The sequence below is a fragment of the Mesorhizobium sp. M1006 genome (assembly GCF_040318825.1).
Classification (GTDB): Bacteria; Pseudomonadota; Alphaproteobacteria; order Rhizobiales; family Rhizobiaceae; genus Mesorhizobium.
Window position 1 is genome coordinate 12127 of record NZ_JAMYMZ010000022.1, and the last position, 26032, is coordinate 38158.

Annotated in this window: 22 protein-coding genes and 1 tRNA gene; 9 read left to right on the top strand and 14 right to left on the bottom strand. The window is 63.0% G+C overall.

The window, feature by feature from the left end; genetic code table 11:
* Positions 1 to 27 precede the first annotated feature (27 nt).
* A complete protein-coding gene (locus tag NKH60_RS20845; RefSeq protein WP_352470718.1) occupies positions 28 to 2115 on the bottom strand; it encodes a PAS domain S-box protein in 2088 nt (695 codons plus the stop codon).
* A 39-nt stretch (positions 2116 to 2154) separates the two neighbouring features.
* Positions 2155 to 2934 (bottom strand): response regulator, encoded by a 780-nt coding sequence (locus tag NKH60_RS20850; protein WP_352492215.1) that lies wholly within the window; start codon positions 2932 to 2934, stop codon positions 2155 to 2157.
* A 46-nt stretch (positions 2935 to 2980) separates the two neighbouring features.
* On the opposite strand from NKH60_RS20850, the gene NKH60_RS20855 reads away from it, so the two are divergent.
* Positions 2981 to 3667 carry a winged helix-turn-helix domain-containing protein gene (locus NKH60_RS20855; protein ID WP_352834644.1) on the top strand — a complete coding sequence of 229 codons (687 nt, stop codon included), beginning with the start codon at positions 2981 to 2983 and terminating at the stop codon, positions 3665 to 3667.
* 76 nt (positions 3668 to 3743) lie between these two features.
* Here NKH60_RS20855 and NKH60_RS20860 read toward each other — a convergent pair whose 3' ends face one another.
* Positions 3744 to 3911, bottom strand: a complete 168-nt coding sequence (locus NKH60_RS20860) for a hypothetical protein (protein WP_023721318.1) — start codon at positions 3909 to 3911, stop codon at positions 3744 to 3746.
* Between the two features lie 600 nt (positions 3912 to 4511).
* Between NKH60_RS20860 and NKH60_RS20865 the strand changes: the two genes are divergently transcribed.
* Positions 4512 to 4976, top strand: a complete 465-nt coding sequence (locus tag NKH60_RS20865) for a L,D-transpeptidase (protein WP_352834647.1) — start codon at positions 4512 to 4514, stop codon at positions 4974 to 4976.
* A gap of 47 nt (positions 4977 to 5023) precedes the next feature.
* Here the strand turns inward: NKH60_RS20865 and NKH60_RS20870 are convergent, their stop codons facing one another.
* Together NKH60_RS20870 and NKH60_RS20875 are read right to left on the bottom strand one after the other, a co-directional pair.
* A complete protein-coding gene (locus tag NKH60_RS20870) occupies positions 5024 to 8110 on the bottom strand; it encodes an efflux RND transporter permease subunit (protein WP_352613219.1) in 3087 nt (1028 codons plus the stop codon).
* Complete coding sequence (locus tag NKH60_RS20875) at positions 8107 to 9384, bottom strand: efflux RND transporter periplasmic adaptor subunit (protein WP_502895634.1); 1278 nt, start codon at positions 9382 to 9384, stop codon at positions 8107 to 8109. The genes NKH60_RS20870 and NKH60_RS20875 overlap by 4 nt, the downstream gene beginning before the upstream one ends.
* Positions 9385 to 9533: 149 nt before the next feature.
* On the opposite strand from NKH60_RS20875, the gene NKH60_RS20880 reads away from it, so the two are divergent.
* The 4 genes from NKH60_RS20880 to NKH60_RS20895 all read left to right on the top strand — a co-directional run bounded on the left by NKH60_RS20880 (position 9534) and on the right by NKH60_RS20895 (position 13475).
* Complete coding sequence (locus NKH60_RS20880) at positions 9534 to 10070, top strand: TetR/AcrR family transcriptional regulator (RefSeq protein WP_352683701.1); 537 nt, start codon at positions 9534 to 9536, stop codon at positions 10068 to 10070.
* Positions 10071 to 10264: 194 nt separating this feature from the next.
* A complete protein-coding gene (locus NKH60_RS20885) occupies positions 10265 to 10909 on the top strand; it encodes a carbonic anhydrase (protein ID WP_352681849.1) in 645 nt (214 codons plus the stop codon).
* A gap of 10 nt (positions 10910 to 10919) precedes the next feature.
* Positions 10920 to 11330 carry a nuclear transport factor 2 family protein gene (locus tag NKH60_RS20890; RefSeq protein ID WP_352834649.1) on the top strand — a complete coding sequence of 137 codons (411 nt, stop codon included), beginning with the start codon at positions 10920 to 10922 and terminating at the stop codon, positions 11328 to 11330.
* Between the two features lie 90 nt (positions 11331 to 11420).
* Complete coding sequence (locus tag NKH60_RS20895) at positions 11421 to 13475, top strand: M3 family metallopeptidase (RefSeq protein ID WP_352817795.1); 2055 nt, start codon at positions 11421 to 11423, stop codon at positions 13473 to 13475.
* Between the two features lie 380 nt (positions 13476 to 13855).
* On the opposite strand, the gene NKH60_RS20900 is transcribed toward NKH60_RS20895, so the two are convergent.
* The 4 genes from NKH60_RS20900 to NKH60_RS20915 all read right to left on the bottom strand — a co-directional run bounded on the left by NKH60_RS20900 (position 13856) and on the right by NKH60_RS20915 (position 19528).
* Complete coding sequence (locus NKH60_RS20900) at positions 13856 to 15193, bottom strand: LGFP repeat-containing protein (RefSeq protein ID WP_352451262.1); 1338 nt, start codon at positions 15191 to 15193, stop codon at positions 13856 to 13858.
* Positions 15194 to 15417: 224 nt separating this feature from the next.
* Positions 15418 to 18630 carry an AfsR/SARP family transcriptional regulator gene (locus NKH60_RS20905; protein WP_352873163.1) on the bottom strand — a complete coding sequence of 1071 codons (3213 nt, stop codon included), beginning with the start codon at positions 18628 to 18630 and terminating at the stop codon, positions 15418 to 15420.
* A 120-nt stretch (positions 18631 to 18750) separates the two neighbouring features.
* A complete protein-coding gene (locus NKH60_RS20910; RefSeq protein ID WP_352683710.1) occupies positions 18751 to 19209 on the bottom strand; it encodes a hypothetical protein in 459 nt (152 codons plus the stop codon).
* A 243-nt stretch (positions 19210 to 19452) separates the two neighbouring features.
* A tRNA-Ala gene (locus tag NKH60_RS20915) sits at positions 19453 to 19528 on the bottom strand.
* A gap of 165 nt (positions 19529 to 19693) precedes the next feature.
* On the opposite strand from NKH60_RS20915, the gene NKH60_RS20920 reads away from it, so the two are divergent.
* From NKH60_RS20920 to NKH60_RS20930, 3 genes are read left to right on the top strand one after another with little or no spacing between them, the layout of a single operon-like run.
* Complete coding sequence (locus tag NKH60_RS20920) at positions 19694 to 19984, top strand: YggT family protein (protein ID WP_023678162.1); 291 nt, start codon at positions 19694 to 19696, stop codon at positions 19982 to 19984.
* A 13-nt stretch (positions 19985 to 19997) separates the two neighbouring features.
* The gene (locus NKH60_RS20925; RefSeq protein WP_352834659.1) at positions 19998 to 20318 is read left to right on the top strand and encodes a DUF167 family protein; all 321 of its coding nucleotides are present in this window, start codon (positions 19998 to 20000) and stop codon (positions 20316 to 20318) included.
* Positions 20260 to 21204: a haloacid dehalogenase type II gene (locus NKH60_RS20930; RefSeq protein ID WP_352834661.1), complete on the top strand. Its 945-nt coding sequence runs from the start codon at positions 20260 to 20262 to the stop codon at positions 21202 to 21204. The genes NKH60_RS20925 and NKH60_RS20930 overlap by 59 nt, the downstream gene beginning before the upstream one ends.
* 16 nt (positions 21205 to 21220) lie before the next feature.
* Here NKH60_RS20930 and NKH60_RS20935 read toward each other — a convergent pair whose 3' ends face one another.
* From NKH60_RS20935 to NKH60_RS20955, 5 genes are read right to left on the bottom strand one after another with little or no spacing between them, the layout of a single operon-like run.
* On the bottom strand, positions 21221 to 22189 hold the full coding sequence (locus tag NKH60_RS20935; protein ID WP_352834664.1) for an ABC transporter ATP-binding protein: 969 nt from the start codon (positions 22187 to 22189) through the stop codon (positions 21221 to 21223).
* Positions 22189 to 23199, bottom strand: a complete 1011-nt coding sequence (locus tag NKH60_RS20940; RefSeq protein WP_352681929.1) for an ABC transporter ATP-binding protein — start codon at positions 23197 to 23199, stop codon at positions 22189 to 22191. Before NKH60_RS20940 ends, NKH60_RS20935 begins: the two co-directional genes overlap by 1 nt.
* Positions 23196 to 24113: a dihydrodipicolinate synthase family protein gene (locus NKH60_RS20945; RefSeq protein WP_352681864.1), complete on the bottom strand. Its 918-nt coding sequence runs from the start codon at positions 24111 to 24113 to the stop codon at positions 23196 to 23198. Before NKH60_RS20945 ends, NKH60_RS20940 begins: the two co-directional genes overlap by 4 nt.
* A gap of 18 nt (positions 24114 to 24131) precedes the next feature.
* Positions 24132 to 25034: an ABC transporter permease gene (locus NKH60_RS20950; protein ID WP_352681866.1), complete on the bottom strand. Its 903-nt coding sequence runs from the start codon at positions 25032 to 25034 to the stop codon at positions 24132 to 24134.
* Positions 25034 to 25993: an ABC transporter permease gene (locus NKH60_RS20955; RefSeq protein ID WP_352681868.1), complete on the bottom strand. Its 960-nt coding sequence runs from the start codon at positions 25991 to 25993 to the stop codon at positions 25034 to 25036. Before NKH60_RS20955 ends, NKH60_RS20950 begins: the two co-directional genes overlap by 1 nt.
* Positions 25994 to 26032 lie beyond the last annotated feature (39 nt).

Consider the following 26032-nt stretch of genomic DNA (forward strand, 5'->3'; position numbering starts at 1 on the left):
CTTTTTCTTCCGGGAGAGATCGCGGAGTTAGCCGCCCAGACCGGCCTGCTCGGCAATGGCCGAGAGCACGCCGCGCACATCCAGCGTGCTGAACGGTTTTTCGAGGATTGGCGGCCGCTGCGGCGCCGGCAGCGCCTCGATCTCGCCTTTCGCGCCGATCAGATCGCCGGTGACAAGCACGAAGCGCCGCGCCAGACCCGGCATTTCGGCGAGTAGCTCGCGATAGGCGGCTATGCCGCTGGTGCCGGGCATGCGCAAATCGGAAAACACGATGTCCGGCGGGACATGGCCGCTCAGCGTCGCGGCGGCCGAGACCCAGGCCGGCACGATCCGCGACTTGATGCCCATCAACTCCAGAATGTCGGACAGCGACGCCGCGACATCCGGCTCATCGTCTATGATCAGCGCGTGACGCAAGCCGCTCGACCGCGACGGACTGTCGCTAGCGGCGGCCGCGCCAGCAGCGATCGCCGGCAGCTGCACGACAAAACGCACACCTCTCGGCGAAACCTCCTCGAACCAGATATTGCCATTGTGCCGCTCGATGATCGATTTCGAGATCGACAGGCCGATGCCGGTACCGACACCGACCGGCTTGGTGGTGAAATAGGATTCGAATATGCGTGAGCGTATCGCTTCCGGCACGCCTGGTCCGTTGTCCTCGACCGAGAATCCGGGATTGCCGCGGTCGCTGCGAAACGTCCGGACCTTGATCCGGCGGTCGCCGGCAACGCCGGCCAAGGCGTGCTGACTGTTGATGAGGAAGTTGGCGGCCACTTGCGTCACGTGGTCGGCATCTGCCATGGCCAGCAACGGGCCGCTGGCGAAATCGGTGTCGATGATGATGCCGCTCGACCGTGCGCCATAGGCGGTCACTTCGAGTGCGGCGCGGATCACCTGGTTGAGGTCGGTTTCGGCCTGTGCGGCCGGGTGCAGGCGGACCATCGACAGGAAGCTCTTGACGATACGGCCGCAGCGCTCGGCAGCGGCGCGCACCTTTTCGGCGCGCACCTTGGTCTGCGGATCGGCGGCGAATTCATGCAGCAGCGTCGACTGGGCGACGACCACGGCCAGCGGGTTGTTGAGCTCGTGCGAAACGCCGGCAAGCAGCGAGCCCATCGCCGCCATTTTCTCGTTCTGGTGCAGTTTTTCGCGCTGGCGGTTGATTTCCTCCTCGGCGCGCAATCTGTCGCGCAGGTCGCGGATAGAGCCGAAGATCAGCTGGCGATCGGCGACCCGCATCTCGGTTGCCGTCAGCTCGATCGGAAAAACCTCGCCGGCGGCGTTCTGGGTGACCGTTTCGAGCCGCTGGCCGACCATCGGCGCGCCGCGGCCCGACATATATTCGGCGCCGGACGCATAGCCCTTGCGGTAATATTCCGGCACGACCGTGTCGAGCAGGTCCTTGCCGAGGATATCGCTGCGCCGATAGCCGAACATCTTCTCGGCGGCCGGATTGAATTCGATGATCGAGCCGGTCTCGTCGATGACGATGATGGCGTCGAGCGAGGCCTGCAGCATGGTGCGGCGAATGACGTCGCTGGCATGCGCGTCGGAGGGCGATCGTTCGATGGCATCGCCGATGGCGAGTGCCACCATGTGCAGCGCCGCCTCTTCCTGGTCGGTCCATTCGCGTTCGTTGACGCAATCGTTGACCGCCAGCGTGCCCCACAAATTGCCGTGCGAAAAGACCGACACCGACAGGAACGACTTGATGTTCTGCTTTTCGAAATCGGTCCGCAGAAAGCCTTCGAGATCGCGTGTGTGCCCGGCGAAGATCTTGCCTTGACGCTCGTCCTCTGCCAGCCGTTCCAGCAATGGGTCCGAATCGACGACCGACTGCACGATGACGGTAGGTGACGCCAGCTCACCGCCAAACCGGGGGGCGATCCAATAAGCGGCGACCGACTGGGCGAAACCCTGGCCGGGCAGTTCGCGCAGGCGAAACAGGATGCCGCGGTGACAATCCATGGCTTCGCAAAGCGTCTGGAGGATACCTTCCATCTCGCGCTGCCAATCGCCGGCTTCGCGCAGCCGGCGAACCACATGCACGGCCACCATCGCCGCGCCCTGCCTGGCGCCCTGCGTGTCCGCGCGTGCTGTTTCAGCCGTCATGGTCATTTCCTGGCCTTGGCTTGCTCAAGCCGCCAGGCCTCAGTTATTTTCACCGGCCGGCAGCGAGAAGATATAGCCTTCGCCGCGCACCGTGCGCAGGAATTTCGGGTTGGCCGGGTCCGCTTCGATCTTCTTTCTCAGCCGCATGATGCGGATGTCGACCGCGCGGGACGATTCCGGGTCCTCGACGAAACCGATCGCCTCGGAGATCGCCGCCCGCGTCAACAGCCGGTTGGCGCGCGTCAGGAACACCTCCAGCACGTCGAACTCGCTCTTGGCCATGTCGATGACCGCGCCGTTGGCGCCGGTGACGAGCCTGCCGTCGAGATCTGCGTGAAAGGGTCCGAAGCTCACGGACCGGCGGCCGCCGGATGTTTCAGCCTTGGCCTTTTGTGGCTCGGTCGGCTCAGGAACGCGACGCAGCACGCTGCGCACCCTGGCCAGCACTTCGCGCAATTCGTAAGGCTTGACGATGTAATCGTCAGCGCCGAGCTCCAGTCCGACGATGCGGTCGAGCGCGGTACCGGCGGCCGTCGCATAGATGATGCCGATCGGCATTTTCGACCGCATCCAGCGGCCGAGCGACAGGCCGTCCTCGCCCGGCATGGCGATGTCGAGAATGGCCAGATGGAAGGACTGGGTTTCCAAAAGGTCGCGCGCCGCCGCCGCACTTTCGGCCGTGGCCACATCATAGCCGCTGGCGCCGAGATACTCGGCGACCGCATCCCTCAGGTCGGGCTCGTCCTCGACAATGACAATTCGTGCCCGCACGATGCTTTCGCTCCCGCTTTCAGCGGAAAGTAGATTGGGTATAAACATGATGTCCAGCACTCTTCTTGGGTTGCCGTATGCGGGGTAGAAAAACATGGCTGCACGATCCGTTATCGCGCTTGTTTCCGTCGCTGAAGTAATTGCGACCGATCTCGCCGATCATCTCGAGCGGCGCGGTCATGAAGTCCGCGCGGCGCGACAGCCGTGGGAGGCCGAATCGCTGCTTTCGGCAAAGGGTATCGATGTCGTGGTTGTCGGCGACAGCGTCAGCCAGGCAGAGGGGCGCGACCTGCTCAGGCGACATGGCGGCGAAGGTGGACCGGATTTCATCCTGATCTGCCGCCCGGCCGATCTGGTCGACAAGGTTCTGGCGCTCGAACTCGGCGCCGCCGACGTCGTCGAAAGCCCGCTCAATGTCAGGGAGCTTGCCGCTCGCGTAGGCGGCCTTCTGGCTCGGCGCGGCAGGAGCGCCGGGGAACTGATCGTGCTGGAGAACGCGACCGTCGATCTCCGATCGGCCATCGTCATGCACCGCTCGGGCACGGAAGAACAGCTGTCCCCCGGGCAGGTGGCGCTGCTCAGGCTGTTCCTGGCCAGCCCGCGCAAGGTGCTGACGCGGGACGACATCATCGCCGCCGCGCCCGCCGAAAATGCCGAAGCCTTCGATCGGTCGATCGATTCGCGCATCGTGCGGCTGCGCCGCAAGCTCGATACCGAAACCATCACCACCATACGGGGTGCGGGCTACCGGTTCGATCCGCCGACGCAATTCGCCGATTGAAGGCAGGACGGCCACCCTTTTGTCTTGAGCATCGGATTTTCCCACAACCGGTTTCCACCTTGGGGTCCGATGCTCTTCAGCGCACCACGAGAAGCGACGGGCCGGACGGCATGTCACTGTTCGTGCTGACCTCGCCGGCATGGGCACGTTCCTTCAGCAGCACGGTGGCGAGGCCGGCAATGCCGAGCAGCCCCTGGACGTAAAGCAGCGCGGAAAGCACCGAAGCGGCGAATTTCGTTTTCATCCTGTTCGTTCCTCAAAATTGGAATTTACGGGCACTTCAGGGGAACCCCCGAAGCGCCCGCGCCGCCAGCGGAGCCCCCCGTTGCGGCGCGGGCCTTCGGTCCTCTCGGCTGCAAGTTGCCGGAGGCGCCGCGCATCCTCAACGGCCCTAAGCCGCCCCCGCCAGAGGGGCTTGAGCCGGTCGACGCGCAGGCTGGAAACTGTCCAGACCAATCCAGACCGTAGCGAAAACAGTGTTGGCTTCCGATCGTTCGTTGACCGCTGTTTTCGTCAGGTCAACTTTGCCTGTTCGCTGTATCCGGATCATGCCGCCGAGGCTGCGCTTTGTTGCAGCTCGGTTTCGGAGTCAGGTGACTTCCTATCAAACGAAAGGCAATCGCGTATTCGCGCCGCGGTTTGGCCGATCCGCCTAGGCAAACACGCCACCGTCATGACGACGTCGTGCAACTGCAAGCTGCTTTGCGCGGACCTTTTCTGTTAACCAGGGGAAACAGAATCGAAACACAAACGAGCATCTAGCGAAATCGGCTTGAAACATGACGCCCCGATAAGCCGGTCATCGAATTGAGCCGGTCCCGACCGGCAGAATAGGGGAGACATCATGTGCACTGCCATTTCCGCCAAGCTCATCAACATCGCCGCCGCCGTCATCACCGGTACTGCCTTGCTTGTCAGTGCCGGCAACGGCGCAGCCCACGCCGCCGCCAACAAGATCGTCGCGCGTGTGTCGCTATCGCAGCAGACCATGGAAATCCTGGTCGACGGCCGGCCGACATTCGCCTGGAAAGTCTCGACCGGCGACAGGACGCACGTCACGCCGACCGGTTCGTTCAAGCCGACCCGCATGCATGAAATTTGGTATTCGAAGAAATACGACAACGCCCCGATGCCGCATTCGGTGTTCTTCAGCGGCGGCTACGCCGTACATGCGACAAGCGCCATCAAGCGCCTCGGCCAGCCAGCCTCGCATGGCTGCGTGCGTCTGCATCCGGACAACGCCGCCGATTTCTACCAGCTCGTCGAGGTCTTCGGCCCGGCCAACACCAGCATCGTCATCGTTAAATGAGCGATGCTTCTCGTCGCTCCCAGGCAAGGGCCGGATATTAGCGCAATCTAATCCGGCATTACCGGCATCAGCTTCGGATCCGGCTTTTCGGCGTGATGCGGCAGGTCCTTGCTGGCGACAAAGGTGTAGAACATCGGCACCACGAACAGCGTGAACATGGTTCCGACCAGGATGCCGGTGAAGATCACCAGGCCCATCGAATAGCGTGCCGCGGCACCAGCGCCGCTGGAGATGATCAGCGGCACCACGCCGAGCGCCATCGCCGCCGTCGTCATCAGGATCGGCCGCAGCCGCACCCTGGCCGACGCGATGATCGCATCGCGCCGCCGCATGCCGTGCATTTCACGCTGCTGGTTGGCGAACTCGACCAGAAGGATGCCGTGCTTGGTGATCAGGCCGATCAGCGTGATCAAGCCGACCTGGGTGTAGATGTTGAGCGTGCCAAGCCCGACATTAAGCGGCACGATCGCGCCGAAGATCGACAGCGGCACCGCCATCATGATGATCAGCGGATCGCGGAAACTTTCGAATTGCGCCGCCAGCACCAGATAGATGACGAGCACCGCCGCCGCGAAGGCGATGATGATCGTGTAGCCCTGTTCCTTCTCCTGCCGCGATTGACCGGTATAGTCGATGAAGAAGGTGTCGGGCAGGCTTTGCTTGGCAATGTCCTCGATCGCCTGTAGCCCATCCCCCGTGGTGATGCCGGGCCGCGGCAAGGCAGAGATCGTCGCCGAGTTGAGCTGGTTGAACTGCTCGATGGCGGCCGGCGACGCGTTGGTCGAGATCTTCACCACCGCCGAGAGCGGCACCATCTCGCCCGATACGCTGCGCACGAAATACTCGCCCAGTTTTTCAGGGTTGTCGCGAAAGCTCTGCGGCACCTGCGGGATGATGTCGTAGCTGTTGGATTCGCGGTCGAATTGCGCCACTTCGGCGCCACCGACCAGGAGCGTCAGCGTCCGGCCGATGTCGGCTATCGGCAGGTTGAGCGCGGCGGCGCGGTCGCGGTCGATCGTCACCGTCACTTGCGGCGCGTCGAAGGTCATCGAATTCTGCACGACGATGAAGCGGCCGGAGGCCTGCGCCTTGTTCTTGATGTCTTCGGCCGCCTCGTACACCTGCGAGGCGTCGCCGGTCGAGCGCACGACCATCGTTATCGGCAGGCCGCCGCCGGAGCCGGGCAGCGTCGGCGGCGCGAAGACGAAAGCTTCGACGCCCGCCACCTTGCTCAGGCGGCCCGTAATGTCTTGCTGGATTTCCTTCGAGTTGCGCGTGCGGTCAGCCCAGTCCTTGAACGCAAAGCCGACGAAAGCGCTGTTCGTCTGGCCACCACCGAAGGCGACCGCCGAGAACTGTGCCCGCGTCTCAGGCAGATCCTTGACCAGGCCGAGTATCTGATTGACGTAGGTTTCGGTATAGTCCGACGTCGCGTACCGCGGCGCGGTCACCAGCGAAAGCAGGAAACCCTGGTCCTCTTCCGGCGCCAGTTCGCTCGCGGTCTTGGTGAACATGAAACCGGTCGTGGCGACCAGCGCGAGGACGATCATCAGCGTCACCGGGCGATAGTTCAACGAACCGGTGACGAGCCGCTCATAGATGTGTTCGACGCGCCCGAACGTATTGTCGACAATGCGCTGGAAGCGGCTGTGCGAGCCGGACCTCAGGATACGTGCCGACATCATCGGTGTGATGGTGAGGGCGACGACACCCGAAAGCACCACCGAGCCGGCAAGCGTCACCGCGAATTCGCGAAATAGTGCGCCTGTCAGGCCGCCGGTGAAGGCCAGCGGCGCGAACACGGCGGCCAATGTTATCGTCATGGCGACGACGGCGGACGAGATCTCGCGCATGCCGTTGAACGCCGCCTGCATCGGCGACAAGCCGTCTTCCTCCATGTGGCGGTGGATGTTTTCCACCACCACGATGGCATCGTCGACGACAAGTCCGATCGCCAGCACCATGGCCAGCAGCGACAAAAGATTGATCGAATAGCCCACCGAAAACAGCAGGAAACAGACGCCGATCAGCGACAGCGGAATGGTCACGATCGGCATCAGCACCGAGCGGAACGAGCCGAGGAAGAGCAGGATAACAACGATGACGATGGCGACCGCCTCGCCGATGGTCTTGAACACCTCCTCGATCGACGCACTGATCTGCTCGGTTGAATCGTAGACGATCTCCATCGTCATGCCGAGCGGCAGCGTCTCCTGGATGGTCGGCACAATCTTGTGGATTGCCGCCGCGGTGGTCAGCGGATTGGCGGCCGGCGTCGGAAAGATAGCGAGAAAGATGCCGGGCTTGCCGTTGAAGCTGACCCTGGTGTCGGTGTTCGCCGCGGCGAGTTCGACGCGGGCCACGTCGCGCAATCTCACCACATTGCCGTCCTTCGACCGGAGTGGAAGGGCGGCGAAAGCCTCCGGGGTCTGCAGCGTAGAGCGAACGGTGATCGAAGAAACCACATATTCGTTTTCGGTGTCGCCGGGCGCGGAAAGGAAATTCGATTCGTTGATGGCGGCCAGCACTTCCGCCGCGGTCACGCCGCGCGCCGCCAGTTTGATCGGGTCGATCCAGACCCGCATCGAATATTCGGCTGCGCCGAAGATCTGCACGTCGGCGACGCCTTCGACCGTCGAGATACGCGGCCGCACGACGCGCTCGATATATTCGGTGAGCTGTTCCGGCGTCATGTTCGGGTTCTGCATCGAGATGTACATCATCGCGAACTGCTGGCCGGTGCCCTTGACGATCACCGGGTCTTTGGTTTCGTCCGGTAGATCGCCGCGAACGCTCTGAACCTTCGACAAGACTTCGTTCAGCGCGACGTCGGGGTCGGAGCCGAGCTTCATCTGCACTGTCACGGTGCTGGAGGACGGCCGGCTCGACGACGTGACATAATCGATGTTTTCGGTCGAAGCGACGGCACGCGCGATCGGCGCGGAAATGAACCCCTGGATCAGGTCGGCACTGGCGCCGGGATAGGCCGTGGTGATGGTGATGGCCGTTTCTTCAACCTCTGGATACTGCCGGATCGAAAGGTTGAAGATTCCCTGAAAACCCAGAAGCAGGATCATGCAGGCAAGCACGGTCGAAAGGACCGGGCGGCGGATGAAGAGGTCGGAAAAGCTCATTGCTGGGCTGCCTGCTGGTTCCCTGGCTTGCTCGGATCGATCGTGTTGTCGACGGCAACGGACATTCCGTTGGAGAGCCGGTTCTGGCCGGCGGTAACGACTTCGTCGCCGGGCGCGATGCCCTCCAGAATCTCGACCAGGCCGGCGTTGCGGCGGCCTGGCTTGACGAACACCTGGGCTAGCACGAGCTGCGGCTTCTGTTTTTCCGCTGCCGGCTTGGCTTCCTCTGCCGGTTTGGCTGGGGTAGCAGCCGGCTTTTCGTCGGGTTTTGCCGCGGGTGCTTCGGCCGCGGGCTTGGCAGCATCTGCAGCCGGCTTTTCTTCCGGCTTTGCCTCGGGCGCCGCGCCGTTGGCTTCGGCGGATTTGGCCGGGCGCACCACGAAGACGAAGTCGCCGTACAGGCTGGAAGTCAGCGCCGTCTGCGGCAGCGCCAGCACGTCGTTCTCCTCGGGCAGTTCGACGCGCACCTGGACGAACTGGCCGGGCGTCAGCTTGCCTTCGGGATTGCCGACCTCCGCCCTCACGGTCACCAGCCGGCTGGTCGGGTCGATCTTCGGATCGATGCCGCGGATGCTGCCGGTGAACGGCATGTCGCCGCCGCCGACGCCCAACCGCACCGTCTGTCCGATCTTCAGCTGCGGAAGCTGCTGCTCCGGCACGGTGAAATCGACACGCATCGTATCCATGTCCTGCAAGGTCACCACGGCGGTGCCGGGTGTGAGATACTGGCCAAGGTCGATTTTCGGAATACCGACGGTACCCTTGAAAGGGGCCGTCAACTGCTTTTGGTCGAGCACCGCTTGCAGCTTGTTTACCTGCGCGGCGGAGACCGATGCTGCTGCCTGCGCCGTGTCGAGCGTGGCATCGGTGCCCACCCCGCGCTTCTGCAGCTCAAGAGCGCGCATCAGCGTCGTCTGGTCGGAGGTGGCTTGCGCCTTCGATGCCACGAGGTCGGCTCGCTCGACTTCATCGTCGAGCTGCAGCAGCACGGCGTTGGCGGCGACCTTCTGATTGGCATGGAACAGGATGTCCTTGACGATGCCCGCGGTTTCGACCGTCAGGTCGACGCCGCGTACGGCACTGACAGTGCCGATCGCCTCGATGCCGGGCGTCCATGACATCGGTTTGACGATGACCGTCGACACGGTCGCGGCCGGCGGCTTCATGGTGGCGAAGAACTGTTTGATCGCATTGTCGCGAAACAGGTTGAAGCCGACGATGCCGCCGCACACCAGCACGAGCAGAATGAAGGCGATGATGAAGCGCTTGATCACGAACAGTCCCTCGGCCACGGCCCAGCATAACGGTCGGATGACCGGAACACATACCTGTGCCTGGTCCCAATTTCAAATGACGGCGATCTTACTGTACCGTCTGGACGGTCTTGTCAATTCCGCCTAAGCTAATGAATGGGGAACGCTTGATGAAGGCCCGCAGAGCAAATTCGCGCGAGAAGATCCTCGCCGCCGCCGCCGCCGTGGCGCGCGAGACGGGTCCTGGCAGCCTGTCGCTGGATGCGGTCGCCAGCCGTGCCGGCGTGTCGAAGGGCGGTCTTCTCTACAATTTCCCGACCAAGGCGAAATTGATGCAGGCGCTGGTGGAGGATTACCTGCGCGCCTTCGAGCAGGCCCTGGAGTCCGCCCGCACGGCCGGCGTCAACGGCGAAAGCCCGCTTGCAACTTACATCAAGCTGTCGGCCGAGCATGCCGAGGAATCGAAACCGTCGGCATCCTGGATATTTTCGGCGATTGCCGAGGATCCCGATTTCCTGACGCCGATAAAATCGTTCAGGCGGCAGCTATTCGAGCGGCTGAAGCAGGAGACGCCGAACCTCAAGGCGCTGCTGGTCTGCTATCTCGCCATCGAAGGGCTTCGCAGCATGAACCTGTTCGATTCGGACATTCTCTCCGCCGAAGAGCGCCGGCTGCTGATATCGACCCTGCTGGACATCGCGGAATAGTCGAACCGCCAATCTGCGGTTCTGAACCCGATTAATGGCGGCGTTCGTTCACCTGTGTCAAAATACGGGCTAGCACGTCGAAACCACGCCATCCCGCTTTCCGAAAATCGGTTCCGATTTTCGGGCCGATGCGCTAGAGCCTTTCGGGATTGAACCGAGCTGCCTTCAACCCGGAAAGGCTCCCACCGCTGCCCATGCCCCATCTTCCCGAGCATCTTCTCACCGGCTACCGCAGTTTCATGAGCGGCCGCTATCTCACCGAAAGCGGCCGTTATCGCTCGCTGGCGCGGGAGGGCCAGGCACCGGAAACGATGATCGTCGCCTGCTGCGATTCGCGGGCCGCGCCCGAAGCGATCTTCGATGCCGGGCCGGGCGAGCTGTTCGTGCTGCGCAATGTCGGCAATCTGGTGCCACCCTATGCGCCAGACGATCAGTTCCACTCGACATCGGCGGCGCTCGAATTTGCGGTGCAGAGCCTCAAGGTCAAGAACATCGTGGTGATGGGCCACGGCCGCTGCGGCGGCATCCGCGCGGCACTCGACACCACGGCCGCACCCTTGTCGCCGGGCGATTTCATCGGCAAGTGGATGAGCCTGATCGCGCCCGCGGCCGAGACCGTATCGTCCAGCACCTTCATGACCGCGACCGAGCGCCAGACGGCGCTGGAGCGCATCTCGATCCGCTATTCCATCGCCAATCTGCGTACCTTCCCTTGCGTCTCGATCCTCGAAGGCAAGGGGCGGCTGTCGCTGCACGGTGCCTGGTTCGATATTTCGACCGGCGAGCTTTGGGTGATGAACAAGGACACCGGCGATTTCGAGCGGCCGGAGATGGAGTAGGAGACAAGGCATGACGCGACTTCGGGACGCGTTCGCGGCTGCGGCACTGCTGTGCTCGGCAGATTTCGCCCGTGCCGACGATAGCGCGATCATCGATCGCTGGTATTCGGCACTCCTCGTCGCCGACCGCGGCGAATTGTCGGACCTGCTTGCCGACAACGTCCGCATCAAGCTCGACGACCTCGGCGTCGTGCAAAGCAAGCAGGAATTCATCGCCTCGATCGCCGAGTGGCAAGGCGCCGTCGCCGGGGCCGAAATCCGCCATCGGATCGAGAAATCGGAGGGCGGCGTCACCACTGTCATCGCCTGCTATGATTTTCCCAGCAACGACATGCTGATGCAGGAGACCTTTGCGGTCGCCAACGACCAGATCACCGCCAGTTCGCAAGCCGCGATCGCCGAAAATTGCGACGGCTACTGACGGAACCATGAACGGGACCCGCTGTTGCGCGCAACGGGCCGGCGCCTTACATCGGTGACGATCCGCTTCTCCCGCCCACCCAGCGAAAGTTTGCCCATGCCGTCAACCGTCGACCTCGCCGCCCATCCGCTGACCGCATGGCAAGGGCCGTTCGGCCTGCCCGATTTCACGCGCATCGGCGACGGCGATTTTTCTCCGGTCTTCGACGCGGCCCTGAAGGCGCATGAGGCCGAGATCGAGGCGATTGCCGGCAACACCGGGACGCCGACGATCGAAAACACGCTTGCCTCGCTCGAGCTTGCCGGCGAGGCGCTCGACCATGTCTCCTCGATCTTCTGGTGCCGCGCCGGCGCCCACACCAATGAGGCGATCCAGGCGCTGGAGCGCGACATCTCGCCAAAGATGTCGCGGCATTACTCGGCGATTTCGATGAACGAGCGACTGTTTGCCCGCATCGACGATCTCTATCAGCGCCGCGAGGCTTTGAAGCTCGATGCCGAAACGCTGCGGGTGCTGGAAAAGACCTGGAAAAACTTCGTCCGCTCCGGCGCCAGGCTCGACGCCGAAGGCAAGAAGCGGCTGGCCTCGATCAACGAGGAATTGTCGTCGCTCGGCACCAATTTCGGCCAGAACGTGCTTGCCGACGAGCGCGACTGGGCGTTGTTCCTCGACGAGGCCGACCTGGCCGGCCTGCCGGAATTCCTGAAAAGCTCGATGGCGGAAGCCGCCGAGATGCGCGGCCAGAAGGGCCGCTACGCCGTCACTTTGTCGCGTTCGATCTACGAGCCGTTCTCGACCTTCTCAGAACGCCGCGACCTGCGCGAGACGGCGTTCCGCGCCTTCATCATGCGTGGTCAGAATGGCGGCGCTACCGACAACACGGAAGTGGTGCGCGACATGCTGCGCCTGCGCGCCGAGAAGGCGAAGCTGCTCGGCTATGCTTCCTACGCCGCATTGAAGCTCGACGACACCATGGCCAAGACGCCGGAGGCGGTGCACGCGCTGCTCGATCCGGTCTGGGAAAAGGCGGTGGAAAAGGCCGCAAGCGACCAGGCCGAATTGCAGCGGCTGGCGGTCGAGGCCGGCAGCAACGAGAAATTCGCTGCCTGGGACTGGCGCTTCTATCAGGAGAAGCTGCGTGCAGAGAAATTCGCCTTCGACGAGGCCGAGCTGAAGCCGTATCTGCAGCTAGACCGCATCATCGACGCCTGTTTCGACGTGGCAACACGATTGTTCGGCATCTCTTTCGAAGAAAAGAAGGGCATTGCCACCTGGCATCCGGACGCTCGCGTTTTCGTCGTGAAGAATGCCGACGGCAGCGAGCGCGGCCTGTTCCTCGCCGACTATTTCGCGCGGCCTTCGAAGCGCTCCGGCGCCTGGATGAGCGCGCTGAAATCCGGCTACAAGCTTGGCGATGGCTCCAAGCCGGTCATCTACAACATCATGAATTTCGCCAAGCCGCCGGCCGGCGAGGCAGCCTTGCTGTCGGTCGACGAGGCCAAGACCCTGTTCCACGAATTCGGTCACGCGCTGCACGGCATGCTGACCGACGTTACCTGGCCATCGGTCGCTGGCACCTCGGTCAGCCGCGATTTCGTCGAGCTGCCCTCGCAGCTCTACGAACACTGGCTGACGGTGCCGGCGGTACTGGAAAAGCATGCGCTGCATATTAAGACCGGCAAGCCGATGCCAAAGGCGCTGGTCGACAAGATGCTGGCGGCGCGCACCTTCGGCGCCGGCTTCGCCACCGTCGAGTTCACCGCCTCGGCCTTGGTCGACATGGCCTACCACGCCCGGCCGGATGCACCGGAACAGGCGCTTCGTTTCGAAGCCGAGACGCTCGAAAAGCTCGACATGCCTGACACCATTGCCATGCGTCACCGCACCCCGCATTTCGGCCATATCTTCGCCGGCGATGGCTATTCTGCCGGCTATTACTCCTACATGTGGTCGGAAGTGCTCGACGCCGACGCGTTCGCCGCCTTCGAGGAAACAGGCGATCCCTTCAATCCGGCGCTGGCCGAGCGGCTGCGCAAGAACATCTACGCCGCCGGCGGTTCAAAGGACCCGGAAGAACTCTACACCGCCTTCCGCGGCAAGATGCCTTCCCCGGAAGCGATGATGGCCAAGCGCGGGCTGGTGTGATGCATGCCCGCTCTTGTCACCGTTCTCTTTCCATCCTGATTGATCTCGGCTGTCATGGCGGCGGGTTGCGCACCGCCTGATCCGGTTTCCGCCGGTCCCGTTCGGCCTCGTTGGCTGCGGCCGCGTCGTTGAGGTGACCGCACTTAATGCGGTCTCCATCGTTCCGGCCGAAGGAGCCGCGTTCATGGCGGCGCTACGGGCTGTGCGGGGTTAGGCAACGACAGCTTGCCCGCTATGCTGATCGGCCGCTGCCGCATCCGGACCGCGCCTTGCGACGACCGCTACGGAAACTCTCAGTCGCGAAGTGGCAGCCCCGCCAATGGAAGGCCGGGCTGGTAAGTTTGATTGTCTCGGCGAAGGTTTTTGCCGAGGCGATTGGCCTAGGCAGGCACAAAGCCAAAATAGGCTTTGTAGGAAGCCCCCTCGCCGGAAATCAGGGGCGTTTCCACTTTGAACCCAATCCCGCTGAAGGTGGTATTGTTCGTACGTGCCGCGAGCAACACCATCTGCTTTGCGGAGATGGTCACTGTCGCGCTCCCGATCCTGTCATCGCCCCAATCGAAGAGATCGCTGATGGCGCCGCCGATCGATGGCATCAAGGATCCCAGGGCGGGGCCGGCTATCGCGGCAATGATAGGTCCTGCCACCGGAATGAGGCCCAAAGCCAGCGTGCCCGCCGTATGGACGCCCATGACGATCTTCTGCACCTCGTCCTTGTATTTGTTGGGGTCGCCAAAATCGTTTTCCATCAGCACCGTGCCGATATTGATGCCGTAGGGCTTGCCTCGATAGATTTCCATAAGGTCGGGTCTCGTATCTCCGGCATCGACGTCGCCATAGACCTGGCTGCGCCTGGTGTCGGCGATCTGCGGCGTTGTCACGCTGACGATGACATAGGGTTCGTCCGCACTCGATCCCTGATCCCAGTCGGTCTCGCCGAAGCAATGGAGGCCGGTATAGTGGACGACGACGTCTCGAAGGTCGATCGCGCCGGTGTCGGGCCACCAGTATATGCCGCCGTTTTCAAACAGATTGGCACGGCCACCATCGGCAAATTCGGTCTCGTCGGTCGTGGGATATCCCAGATATGACTGTTCCCAGCCCAGGCTCTCCCACTTCTTGCGGATGTCACCGTACACCACGTTGGCTCCTGTGTTCGGTGTCCAGTAGATCGAGCCGGCATTGGCAAAATGGTTGTAGCGCCCGACGCCGTCGGGAGTTCCGGTTTCGTCGGTGACCGGATAGCCGAGAACCGAGCGCTCCCAGCCCATTGCTGCCCATTTGCCGCGAATTGCCCCCCAAATCGCTTGAGCACCGGTGTTCGGTGTCCAGTAGATCGAAGCGGTATTGTTGTTGAAGTGATTGTATCGGCCGACGCCGTCGGGAGTTCCGGTTTCGTCGGTGCAGGGAATGCCCCACGCGAGACCGCCAAGCGCAATCCACTTCCTGTAGATTTCGCCATGGATCTCAAAGGCGTCGTGCATGGCATCGTTGTAACAAATGCATGAGCCGTTCTTGAGATACCAGGCTTTTCCAGTGTCCTTCCTGTCGATCTCGGCGAAGCCGGCGCCTCCAAGGGAGTTGTACTTTTGCTGTATGACAGCTTCGGGCGAGAGGAGCGACCAAGGCCCGATCCTGAGCTGGTCGGAAAGTCTTGTGGCTCCAGCGCGGATGGTGCCGGCACGCACTCTCGAAGTTGCTCTGGCAGTATACGGCATGACCTTTTCCTTCCTGTGAGTGTTGGTATCGGGGGCTTCAGGCCTCCGGCGATCGGTTTTGATCGACGAGCCGAGGTTCCCAGACCGCGACTTACGGACGGCTTACAGAGTTCCGAGCTGCGCCAGAGTAATTCCAGGAAAAGTGTGGAACGGTTTTCCGTCCGGAATTGCGCAAAAATAAAGAGATAGAGCGGTTCGGCGTTTCCGTGAAACGATGAACCGGTCTAGAGAAACGGGCGCACGAGCGAACGCAGCAAAGGCGAGGGCTCGTCATCGCCGGTCGAAGCGAGCGCGCGTTCATAGCGCCGGTAATCCTCGATGGCGCCGGCATGATCGTTCCTGGAGAGGCTCTCCTGGATGAGCGTGCCATGGAGTTTGGCCGATTCCGGGTAGAAATCGAGCGCACGCCGGCACGCCTGGCGTGCCCGATCCGCATTGCCTTGACTCTGCCAGTGTTTGGCGATCCGCACGGCAAGCTCCACAAACCCATCCCGCACCCGGTCGGCCGCGGCATTCGACCAGGCGGGCATCGGGGCATTCGAGAAAAGCGGGCCGACAAAGCCTTCCAGCAGCATCTCCTGCTCCTCGATTGCGCAGTCTCTTTGGCCCGACAGAACGGGTTTCAGCCGGTCTTCCCAATCCTGCAGATCGATCCAGACCTTGTCGGCAGCGAGCCGCAAACGGCCTTCTCTCAGCGTTACGAGTTCGCCTTGCCCGAGCAATTTGCGCAGACGATGCAGCGCCTGCTCCAAGGCCGCTTTGGCCTGGTCGCCGTCGAGGTCGGGCCAGAGCCAATCCTGCAGGGTTTCCACCGAACAGACCTGGTCCCTCGACAGGCAGATAATGCGCAATATGTCGAGCGCGCGGGTAGGTTTGGCACCGGGCGCGACCTCGGCACCATCGATTTCGAGGCGGAAGCCTCCCATCAAGTGGATCCTGAGCGGCCAAGGCCACTGGACGGGTCGGCCAGCGGGCGGGACCAGATATCGCGCCCGAACGACACGGCGGCAGAGATCGACGTCGATCTTTCGCTCCAGCGCATCGGCGACAAGATCGGCCAATAGGTCCGGCAGGTTGAGCAGGATTGCGGAGGGGTTGACCTGGCGCAACGCCTCCATGAATTCAGCCAGACGACTGCCATAGGACGCGCCGCCGTTCCACTTCTGCTCCAGGGCCCGAGCGGCCAGAATGTTGAGTTCGACGCGCTGGCGAGGGCCGCCGCTCAGCCTTTCGACGATCTCCTGGAGTAGCGCAATGGCCTCCGCTGGACGCCGATCGGCCAGCAGGACCTGGTATTTGGTGACGTAATGCGGCCAGCGTTCGATCATCGGCTCATTCGCCCGCTCGATCGCATCCATGAAGGCATCGCAGTCGAGATAAGCCTTGACGAAGTCGCCGTTGCGCGTGTGCATCGCCGCGTGGCAGTCGGCGACTACAGCGACCTGGGTTGTGAACCTGCTGTCCGCGATCTCGCCCAGCCGGGAGACGAGCGCATTGAATTCCGAGAACCTGTTGTGAAGCTTCATCAGCAATTGAAGCTGATAGAGCGCGCTGAACTCGACGCCCCGTAAGGCGTGCTGCTCGCCTATCGCCGTTGCGCGTCGCAACGCATCCTCGGCCGAGGCATAGACAAAACCGCGCCGCGAATAGGGGAAGTAACGGCCGCTGGCCGAGCCAAAGGACACCAGCCACATGCCGAGCACCAACGGCGGGATATCCGGATGTTCGAGATCGGCGGCAACGCTGTCCACGGCATTGGCAAAAATGTCGCGCTGCCCCGACGAGGTCGCGTAGTCGATGAGCGCTTCGCTTGCCAGCAGGCGCAACTCGACCGAATCCTCGATCGGCAGATGTGTCAGGCGCTGCTGGATATCATTCACGAGGCGCTTCGCGTCATGGGCGTCGAATTCGCCAGGTTCGGCGAAATCGACGGCCCGCAGGATGCCGAGCCTGACCATCATGAGTTCCTCCGGATCCAACTCCGGCAATCCCTTGGCAAGAACCTGTGAGGCTCGGCGCGTCCAATCCGCCAGCCCCTCATGCGTACGCCAGCTGGCGGTCTTGACTACGACCGCCCGCGCCACCGTCAGGCATTGGCCGCGCATGTCGGTGTTCTCGAATGCTTGCCATGCCTTGGAGAAGTGCGGTTCGGCCTTCGCATCGTCCGATGCGAAGGCGACGCCCAGCCAATAATGGACCCACCCGTCCATCTGGTCGGGGGGCAGCCTGTTGCACCATTCGACGAAGCTGGCCCTGCGCCCTTGCGTGAGAACGCCGTTAGCGCACTCCAGAATGAGCTGGCGTGCCAGCGGCCAGGCGCCCGCCTGCAACGCCAGCACGATTGCCGCGTCGGTTTTGTCTGCCTCGTGCAGGACCTTTGCTGCCTGCTCGCGCAGCCTGGAACGGTCCGCTTCCGTCACGCGCCGGTCCAGTAGGCCGGCAAGGTATTCGCGCAACAAGTCATGCAGCTGGAAGGCGGCGCCGCCCGGACCGTCGCGCGTGATCAGCAGCTGGCGATGCTGCAGCCGCACCAGCAGGCGAGCAGCCTGCGGCGAGCCCAGGAACGCATCGGCAAGCTCCGTGCTGATCTCCGGCAGAACGTTGAGCCTGATAAGCAGATCCTGGTCCTCCGGCGCGATGTCGCGCAGGAAATAACGTCCGACAATCTCCCGAAGGCCGGCGCCCCCGGCAAGGCCGGTCTGCGAAAGCGGGTAGTACATTCCGGCGTTGGCCAGCAGGAGAAGGCCCACCGCCCAGCCGCGCGCCTCCGAAATGTCGCCGACCTCGGACGGCGATTGCGAGCGGGCGGTGACGAGGTTGCGAGCCTCCCCAGGCGAAAACTCCAGCAGCGTTTGGTTGAGCACCGGCAACTGTCCCGACAGCACGAGGTCGGCGACGTCGCCCTCGGGCAGCATCCGCGATGTGCAGATGCAGCAGACAGTGTTGGGGCGTTCGCGCAACAGGATCGCCAGCGTCCGGCGAAAGCCTGGCGCATCGGCACGATGCAGATCGTCGAGGACCAGGATCGTGCCCGGATCAAGCCGCGAGAAATAGGTGCGGAAGAACAGCCGCGCGAAATCGTCGGAATTGTCGGCATATTCCGGACCAAAGACCGGCATGCCGGCATGCCTGCCGTCGAGCGACAGCGTCAGATAGTGGAAAAGGCGCGCAACGTCCTGGTCCTCGGTGTCGACCCGATACCAGTTGTACGCCGATTCGCCTTGCTTCAGCCCGCCTTGTTCCAGCCCGCCGTGTTCCAGAAAGTCGATCACCGCGGTGGTCTTGCCGTATCCACCAGGCGCCGCCAGCCAGCATGCACCGCTGTCGAGGGCCTGCGAAAGCAGCGCCACTACGCGCGGACGGCTGACAATTCCCACTGGCCGGGGTGCCGAGAGCTTTGCTATCTCGCGCGGCGCGTCCCGGAAGTATTTATCCATTGTGAGGACTCTCGCAGCGCAGTCGCCTCGCCAAAACAGGTAATCGGTTCGCCCGCAACAACAAATCGCCGGCCGGCGTTGTGCTCGCCTGACGTGCCGTTCTCGCCGGCAAGGTCGCGGTTATCCCTTGTGCGACATGATATGCGAAACCCCGACACTCACGTCGGCGGTGTGTCTTGCCATCACTGCGTTCATTCGCATTGCAATCGCCGCATAGCCGTTTCGTTCGTGGTCGGTAACTTCCGAGGGCTTAAAGAGCCAAGGAAGGGGTGCAACCTGCGCGTCGGCGAAATTGGCCGGCAGGTTCGATGGCAAGGCCTTTTTCCCTAAAGGCAGCTCTAACCCAAGGTCGCTAAATTCCTCCTCGAGACTGGCGTGCAGATGAGAAAGCACCACATAGATCGCCAGCTTTGATCTAGTCCTTTCTGTGTTGTTTTGGTTGTACTCTTGAAGAACCTCATCGAACGATGGCGCTACGTCGCTTTCCGCGGCGGTAGCTCGTGTTGCAACAGCACCGGCCAGGGCAGTCGCTGCCATTCCTGTAAGACCTACAAAATCACGCCTTGTCGTGCTGGTCATGGTGAATTCCCCTCGGTTTTGAAGACGGACCAAGTCTGGCAAGGACGAGGCGCAGTGGCAATAGGCCGCATACGCTACTGCTGTAGAGGGTCTTTACGTCGCCGATGTGAATCCACCCGGCAACGATAGTGCCAAGCCGCCAGCAGGCCTGCAATGCGTTCGCGAGCTTCGTCTGAGAGACGCCGTGAATCCAAGGAGGACTTCCTTGGAATTCATCCAGGCAAAGGGTCGGAAAAAATCCGCTGGTGGAGCTGAGGAGGATCGAACTCCTGACCTCGTCATTGCGAACGACGCGCTCTCCCAGCTGAGCTACAGCCCCGTCCAGCGGATGGGGCTTTTATCGGCCGCTGCGGTTTCCTGTCAAGGCTGCGCTTGCTGCCGAAATGCCGCTCGGCCGTTCGTGCGCCCTCGCCCATGCGGCAGAAGGCGGCTCTTGCCGCTTTCACCTACAGTGGCTACATGTCGGCAACAATCGGAGACCGGCATGATCGCCCTCATTCAGACCATTGTCATGGCGCTTGACCTTTACTGGTGGATCATCATCGCCTCGGCGATATTTTCCTGGCTCTACGCCTTCAACGTCGTCAACTCCCGCAACCAGTTCGTCGACACCATCAGCAACATGCTCTATCGGCTGACCGAGCCGGCGCTGCGGCCGATCCGCCGCTTCATGCCCGACCTCGGCGGCATCGACATCTCGCCGATCATCCTGCTGCTGATCCTGTTCTTCATCCGGCAGTTCCTGCTCACCACCGTGCTTTCGCTGGTCGTCTGAGCCCAGAGCGTCGATGAGTGCGCCGTTCCGCACGCGCGCCGACGGCATCGACCTGTTTGTCCGGCTGACGCCGAAATCAGCGATGGACAGGCTGGAAGGCATCGAAACATCGGCGGATGGACGAAGCCATCTGAAGGCTCGCGTCCGCGCCGTGCCGGAAAACGGAGCCGCCAATCGAGCGCTGGAAAGGCTGGTAGCCAAGGCGCTTGGGGTGCCGGCATCGGGCGTCTCGATCGCTGCCGGCGGCACAGCTCGGCTGAAGGCGCTGCGCGTGCTTGGCGATCCCGCGGCGCTGGCGAAACGCATCGATACGCTGGGCACACCTGCGCCATGATCTCGGCTGGCTCACTTACCCGCAAAAAAAGGCCGGGCTGCAAAGCCCGGCCAGATGTGAAGGTCGAAAACCTTCAGAGGGGAACGCGCCGGACGAATGGGAGGAAACATCCGACGCGCATTGCATATGGGTTGGCGTCGGCGACGTTTCAATGAGGTCGGAGGAAAGCTCAATGACCACTACTCGAGTCCTATTCTTCGATGTTCTGGGAACCGTCGTTGATTGGCGCAGCGGTATCGCAAGGGAGGCCGGCGCCTTCCTCGCGCGAGTTGGTGCAGAGCAGGTCGATCCCGGTGAATTCGCCGATGCGTGGGCGTCGCGCTATGACGCCTCGACCGAGGCGATGCGGACGGGGCAGCGGCCTTTCGTGTCACTTGACGTAATCAACAGGGAGAATCTGGACGCCACCCTCGTCCAGTTCGGGCTGGCCCCATCCGAGCTGCCGACCGCCGAACTTGAGGAACTCAACCTCGCCTGGCACCGGCTGGAGCCGTGGCCCGATTCGCTGAAAGGCCTTGCGAGGCTGAAGGAACGCTTCATCATCGTGCCCTTATCAGGGGCCAATACCCGGCTGTTGCTGGATATGGCCAAGCGCGCCGGCCTGCCTTGGGACACCGTCCTTGGCTCGGATGTGTTCGGCACCTACAAGCCTGCGCCGCAGGCTTATCTCCGCGCAGTGGAGATCCTGGGGGTGCGACCTGCGGAGGCCGTGTTAATCGCCGCGCACAATGACGACCTGGCCGCGGCACGAAAATGCGGTATCGGAACCGCCTTTGTTGCTCGGCCAAAAGAGCATGGCCCGACGCAGACGACCGATCTCTCGCCTCTTGAGAGCTGGGACTTTGTGGCCGACGACCTTGTCCATCTCGCCCAAGTTCTCCCGTAGGCCGAGGGCAGAAAACCTAAGCGATGTCGTCGCGGATGCAGGCGTTCAGATGGCCCTCGGCTGTCGCCCTCAGCGGCGGTACAGCCCCGGCGCAAGCTTCCAGCGCGAACGGGCAACGGGTTCGGAAAACGCAGCCCGACGGCGGGTTTGCCGGGCTTGGAATATCGCCTTTGAGCACCTGCCGGCTTTGCCTGGCCAGCGGATCGAGCGACGGAATGGCTGACAGCAGCGCGCGCGTGTAGGGATGCTGGGGACGGGCATAAAGCTCGGCCGCCGGCGCAACCTCCATGATGCGCCCGAGATAGAGCACGATGACCGTGTCGCAGATGTACTCGACGACAGCCAGATCGTGCGAAATGAACAGCATGGTCAGGCCGAGCCGGAGCTGCAGGTCGCGCAACAGATTGATGATTTGCGCCTGGATCGAGACGTCGAGTGCCGAGACCGGCTCGTCGGCAACGATGAATTCCGGCTCGAGCGTCAGCGCCCGGGCGATGCCGATGCGCTGGCGCTGGCCGCCCGAAAATTCATGGGCGTAGCGGTCATAGGCGTCGACCGGCAACTCGACCGCGGCAAGTGCCTTCTCGGCCTTCACCCGCCGCTCGGACTTCTTGCCGATGCCTTGAATGTCCAGGCCTTCGGTGAGGATCTGCCCGATCGTCATGCGCGGCGACAGGCTGGCGAAGGGATCCTGGAAAATATACTGCATCTTGCGGCGCTGGCGGCGCAACTGGGCGGCACCCAGCCTGGTGATGTCGGTGCCGTCATAGCTGATTTGGCCGGATGTCGGCTCGATCAGACGCAGCACCGAGCGGCCGATCGTCGTCTTGCCGGAGCCGGATTCGCCGACCAGACCGACCACCTGGCCACGCCCGATATCGAAAGAAATATCCTCCAACGCCCTTACGACGGGTCCGCGCGAGAACGCTGTCGGCGCAAAATGCTTGGTCAGGTTTTTGACAGCGAGGAAAGGGGCGTCGGCCATCAGAGCTCCTCCCAACGCAGGCAGCGGCTTTGCTGGGTCGGCGTCGCCCCAAACAATGGCGGGACCGCGGCGCGGCAGGCAGCGATAGCCATCGGGCAACGCGGCGCGAAGGAACAGCCCTTGGGCAGCAAGGCGAGCGACGGAACATTTCCGGCAATGGTCGGCAGCGGCGTTCCCGCCGCCTTCAGCGCCGTGGCCTGGCCGAGCCGCGGCACCGAGCGCATCAACCCTGCGGTATAGGGATGGCGCGGACGGGTGAACACCTCGCTCACCGGACCCGATTCGACGATACGCCCGGCATACATCACCGCCACCCGGTCGGCGATTTCGGCGACGACTCCGAGATTGTGGGTGACGAACAGGATGCCCATGCCGCGCTGCGCCTGCAGTTCGGCCAAAAGATCGAGGATCTGGGCCTGTATGGTGACGTCCAGCGCGGTCGTCGGCTCGTCGGCGATCAGCAAGCCTGGATCGCAGGACAGGGCCATGGCTATGGTAGCACGCTGGCGCATCCCGCCCGAAAGTTCGTGTGGATATTGCCGCGCCCGCCGCTTCGGATCGGGAATGCCGACCTGTTCCAGCAGCCGCACCGCGTCTGCTTCTGCCTCGCGGTGCGATTTGCCGAGATGGATGCGGATCGGTTCGGCGATCTGCTCGCCAATCGTGTAGACCGGGTTTAGGCTGGTCATCGGCTCCTGGAACACCATGCCGATCTCGTTGCCGCGTATCTTGCGCAGCGACTCGGCATCGAGGCTGGTCAGCTCGGTGACCGTGCCGTTCTTGCGCCGCAGCGCGATCGACCCCTCTGCGATATGTCCGACCCTTTTCGGCAACAGGCCGATGATCGACAGGCTGGTGACGGATTTGCCGGATCCGGATTCGCCGACGAGCGCCACCGTCTCGCCGGCACCGATCGTCAGGTCGACATCCCTTACCGCCGCGATGTCGCGGCCCGCGATGCGGAACACCGAGCGCAGGCCGGAAATCGAGAGGATCGGCGCGACGCTCAGCGGAGCAGCCCCACATCGCGAAGGATCGCGTCGACCTTCGCGGTTTCCTCCTCGTTCAGGCTGCGTTGCGGCCGCGCCATGGTGTTCGAGGCGATGATGCCGAGGCTCTTCATCGCCGCCTTGAAGGCGCCGACGCCGGCCGAGCCGGCGCTGGTCCTGCCGAGCGAGATCCAGACGATCTCGAACAGTTTCAACAACCGCTCCTGCTCCAGGCGGGCTTCGGCATGCTGGCCCGCCTGCGTCAGCTTCCACAGCCTGACATAACCATGCGGGTCGACATTGGCGAGGCCCGGCACGACGCCATGCGCACCCATCGCCAGCACACTGTCGACCAGGATCTCGGAACCGGTCATGCCGAAAAAACTGGGATCGTCGGCCATGTCCTTGAGCACGTAACGCAGATTGCCGTCATCGCCGCTGGAATCCTTGATGCCCGCGATGGCGCCTTCCCTGGCGAGGCCGACCGTGGTCTTGCGCTCCAGCTTGATGTGAACGCAGACCGGGATATCGTAGGCGATGACCGGAATGTCGATCGCATCCTTGATATAGCGGAAGTGGTCGCCGATCTCCGGCTGGCTGGTGCGGGTATAAAACGGCGCGGTGACGACGATGGCGTCGGCGCCGGCCGATCTGGCGATCCGGGCGTGGTTGATGACGCGGTCGGTAGTCGGGTCGATGACCCCAGCGAAGATCGGAACCCGGCCGTTATTGACCTTGACCGCGTGCTCGAGGATGGCCCTGCGGCCCGCCTCGTCGTGGAAGACCACCTCGCTGGTCGAGCCGAGCACAAACAGCCCGTGAACACCACCGTCGAGCAGGTTCTCGATAGTGCGGGTGAACGACGGGAAGTCGATGCTGAAATCGGCATTGAGCGGGGTGACGACAGGTGGCACGACGCCGGTAAACAGGGGCATTTTGATGAACCTTTGAGGTCAGTTGAGATCGGAGCGGGGGTCGAATGCATCGCGCAGGCCGTCGCCGATGAAGTTGATGGCGAGCACGGTGAGCACCAGTGCGGCGCCCGGGAACATCCATTGCCAGGGGTAATTTTCAAGCACGACGGTGGAGCGGGCGAGATTGAGCATGTTGCCCCAGCTGGCTTCGGGCGGTGCGATGCCGAGGCCGAGGAAGGACAGGCCGGCCTCGAGCAGGATGGCGTTGGCGATCTGTAAGGTGGCGTAGACGACCAGGATATCGATGCAATTGGGCAGGCCGTGCCGGAACAAGAGATGCGGCAGCCCTGCCCCCATGCCGCGGGCGGCGACGACAAAGTCGCGCTCGCGCAGTTCGAGCAGCCGGGCACGCACCATGCGCGACAGCACCGGCCAGGAGAGCAGCGAGATCACCAGGATGGTCGGGGCGATGCCGGTGCCGGCGATCGAAGCCAGCACCAGCAGGAAGATCACCGGCGGCAGCGTCATCGCCAGGTCGACCAGGCGCATCACCGTGCCGTCGACAAGACGCCCGCCAAAGCTGGCGACGGCACCGACCAGGAAGCCGATGACGGTGGAGATGGCGACCGAGCTGACGGCAACCAGCAATGAGATCCGCCCGCCTTGCAGCAACCGGGCCATGACGTCGCGCCCGACGCCGTCGCTGCCCAGCCAATGAATGGCCGACGGCGCCTTGTTCATTGCTCGGAGGTCGATGGTGTTAGGACCGAACGCCCACCACAAAGGATACGTCGAAACCGCCAGCAGGATCGGGATGACGACCAAAAGCCCGGCACGCGCCGCGCGGTTTTCAAAAAAGCGGTCGAGCGCGCGGCGAAGCGGGCCTTTGGTTTGCGGCACGGCTGTCGGGTCAACTGTAGGATCTGGCGCCGTGATTGCCATCATGCCACCTGAATGCGCGGGTCGACGACGGCATAGACGACGTCGGTCAACAGGTTGACCAGGATGACGCAAACGCCGATCACCAGGGTAGCGCCCATGATCACCGGGTAATCGCGGGTGCCGACGGCGTTGACCAGAAGCAGTCCCATGCCCGGCCAGTTGAACACGCTTTCCAGGAAGATGGCGCCGCCGATGGCGATGCCGACAGTCGAGCCGATCAAGGTAATGACCGGCAAGAGCGCATTGCGGGTCGCGTGCTTGATGATCACCCAGAACTCGCGCACGCCCTTGGCACGCGCCGTCCGCACGTAATCCTGGTTGAGCACTTCCAGCAGCGAGGCGCGCATGTAACGCATGATCACCGCGGCATGGCCGACGGACAGCAGGCAGGCGGGCAGGACGAGGTGCGCAAGCACATCCGTCGCCGAGAACGGCGCACCCGCGGTCTGCATGCCGCCGGACGGCGCCCAGCGCAGCAGCACCGAGAAGAAATAGAGACCGAGCAGCGCTGTCAGAAAAGCCGGGCTGGAGATACCGATAAACGACAGCACCGACAGCGCGATGTCGGATGGTTCGTTACGGCGCACCGCGCTGAAAATGCCGGCGGAAATGCCGAGCACGATGGCGATCGCCAGGCCCGTACCCATCAGCAGCGCCGTCGGGCCGATGCGTTCCATGACCAGTGGCAGCACGGCAACGCCGCTGCGCTGGATCGAATAGCCGAAGTCACCGCTCAGCGCCGCGCGCAGCCAGGCGAGATATTGCACGGGAAGCGGCCGATCGAGCCCGAGCCGTTCGCGCAGGCCCTCGAGGTCGGAAGCCGACATGGGGACCGATGGGTTGATATAGGCGTCGATCGGATCGCCCGGCGCCAGCCGCAACAGGATGAAGATGAGGACGCTGAGCGCGACCAGCATCAGCAATCCTGTGGCGCTGCGGCGGGCGATGAAGCTCAACATGGGCTTTCCGTGGCGGTGGCAGGCGGCGGCAAAGTGGTC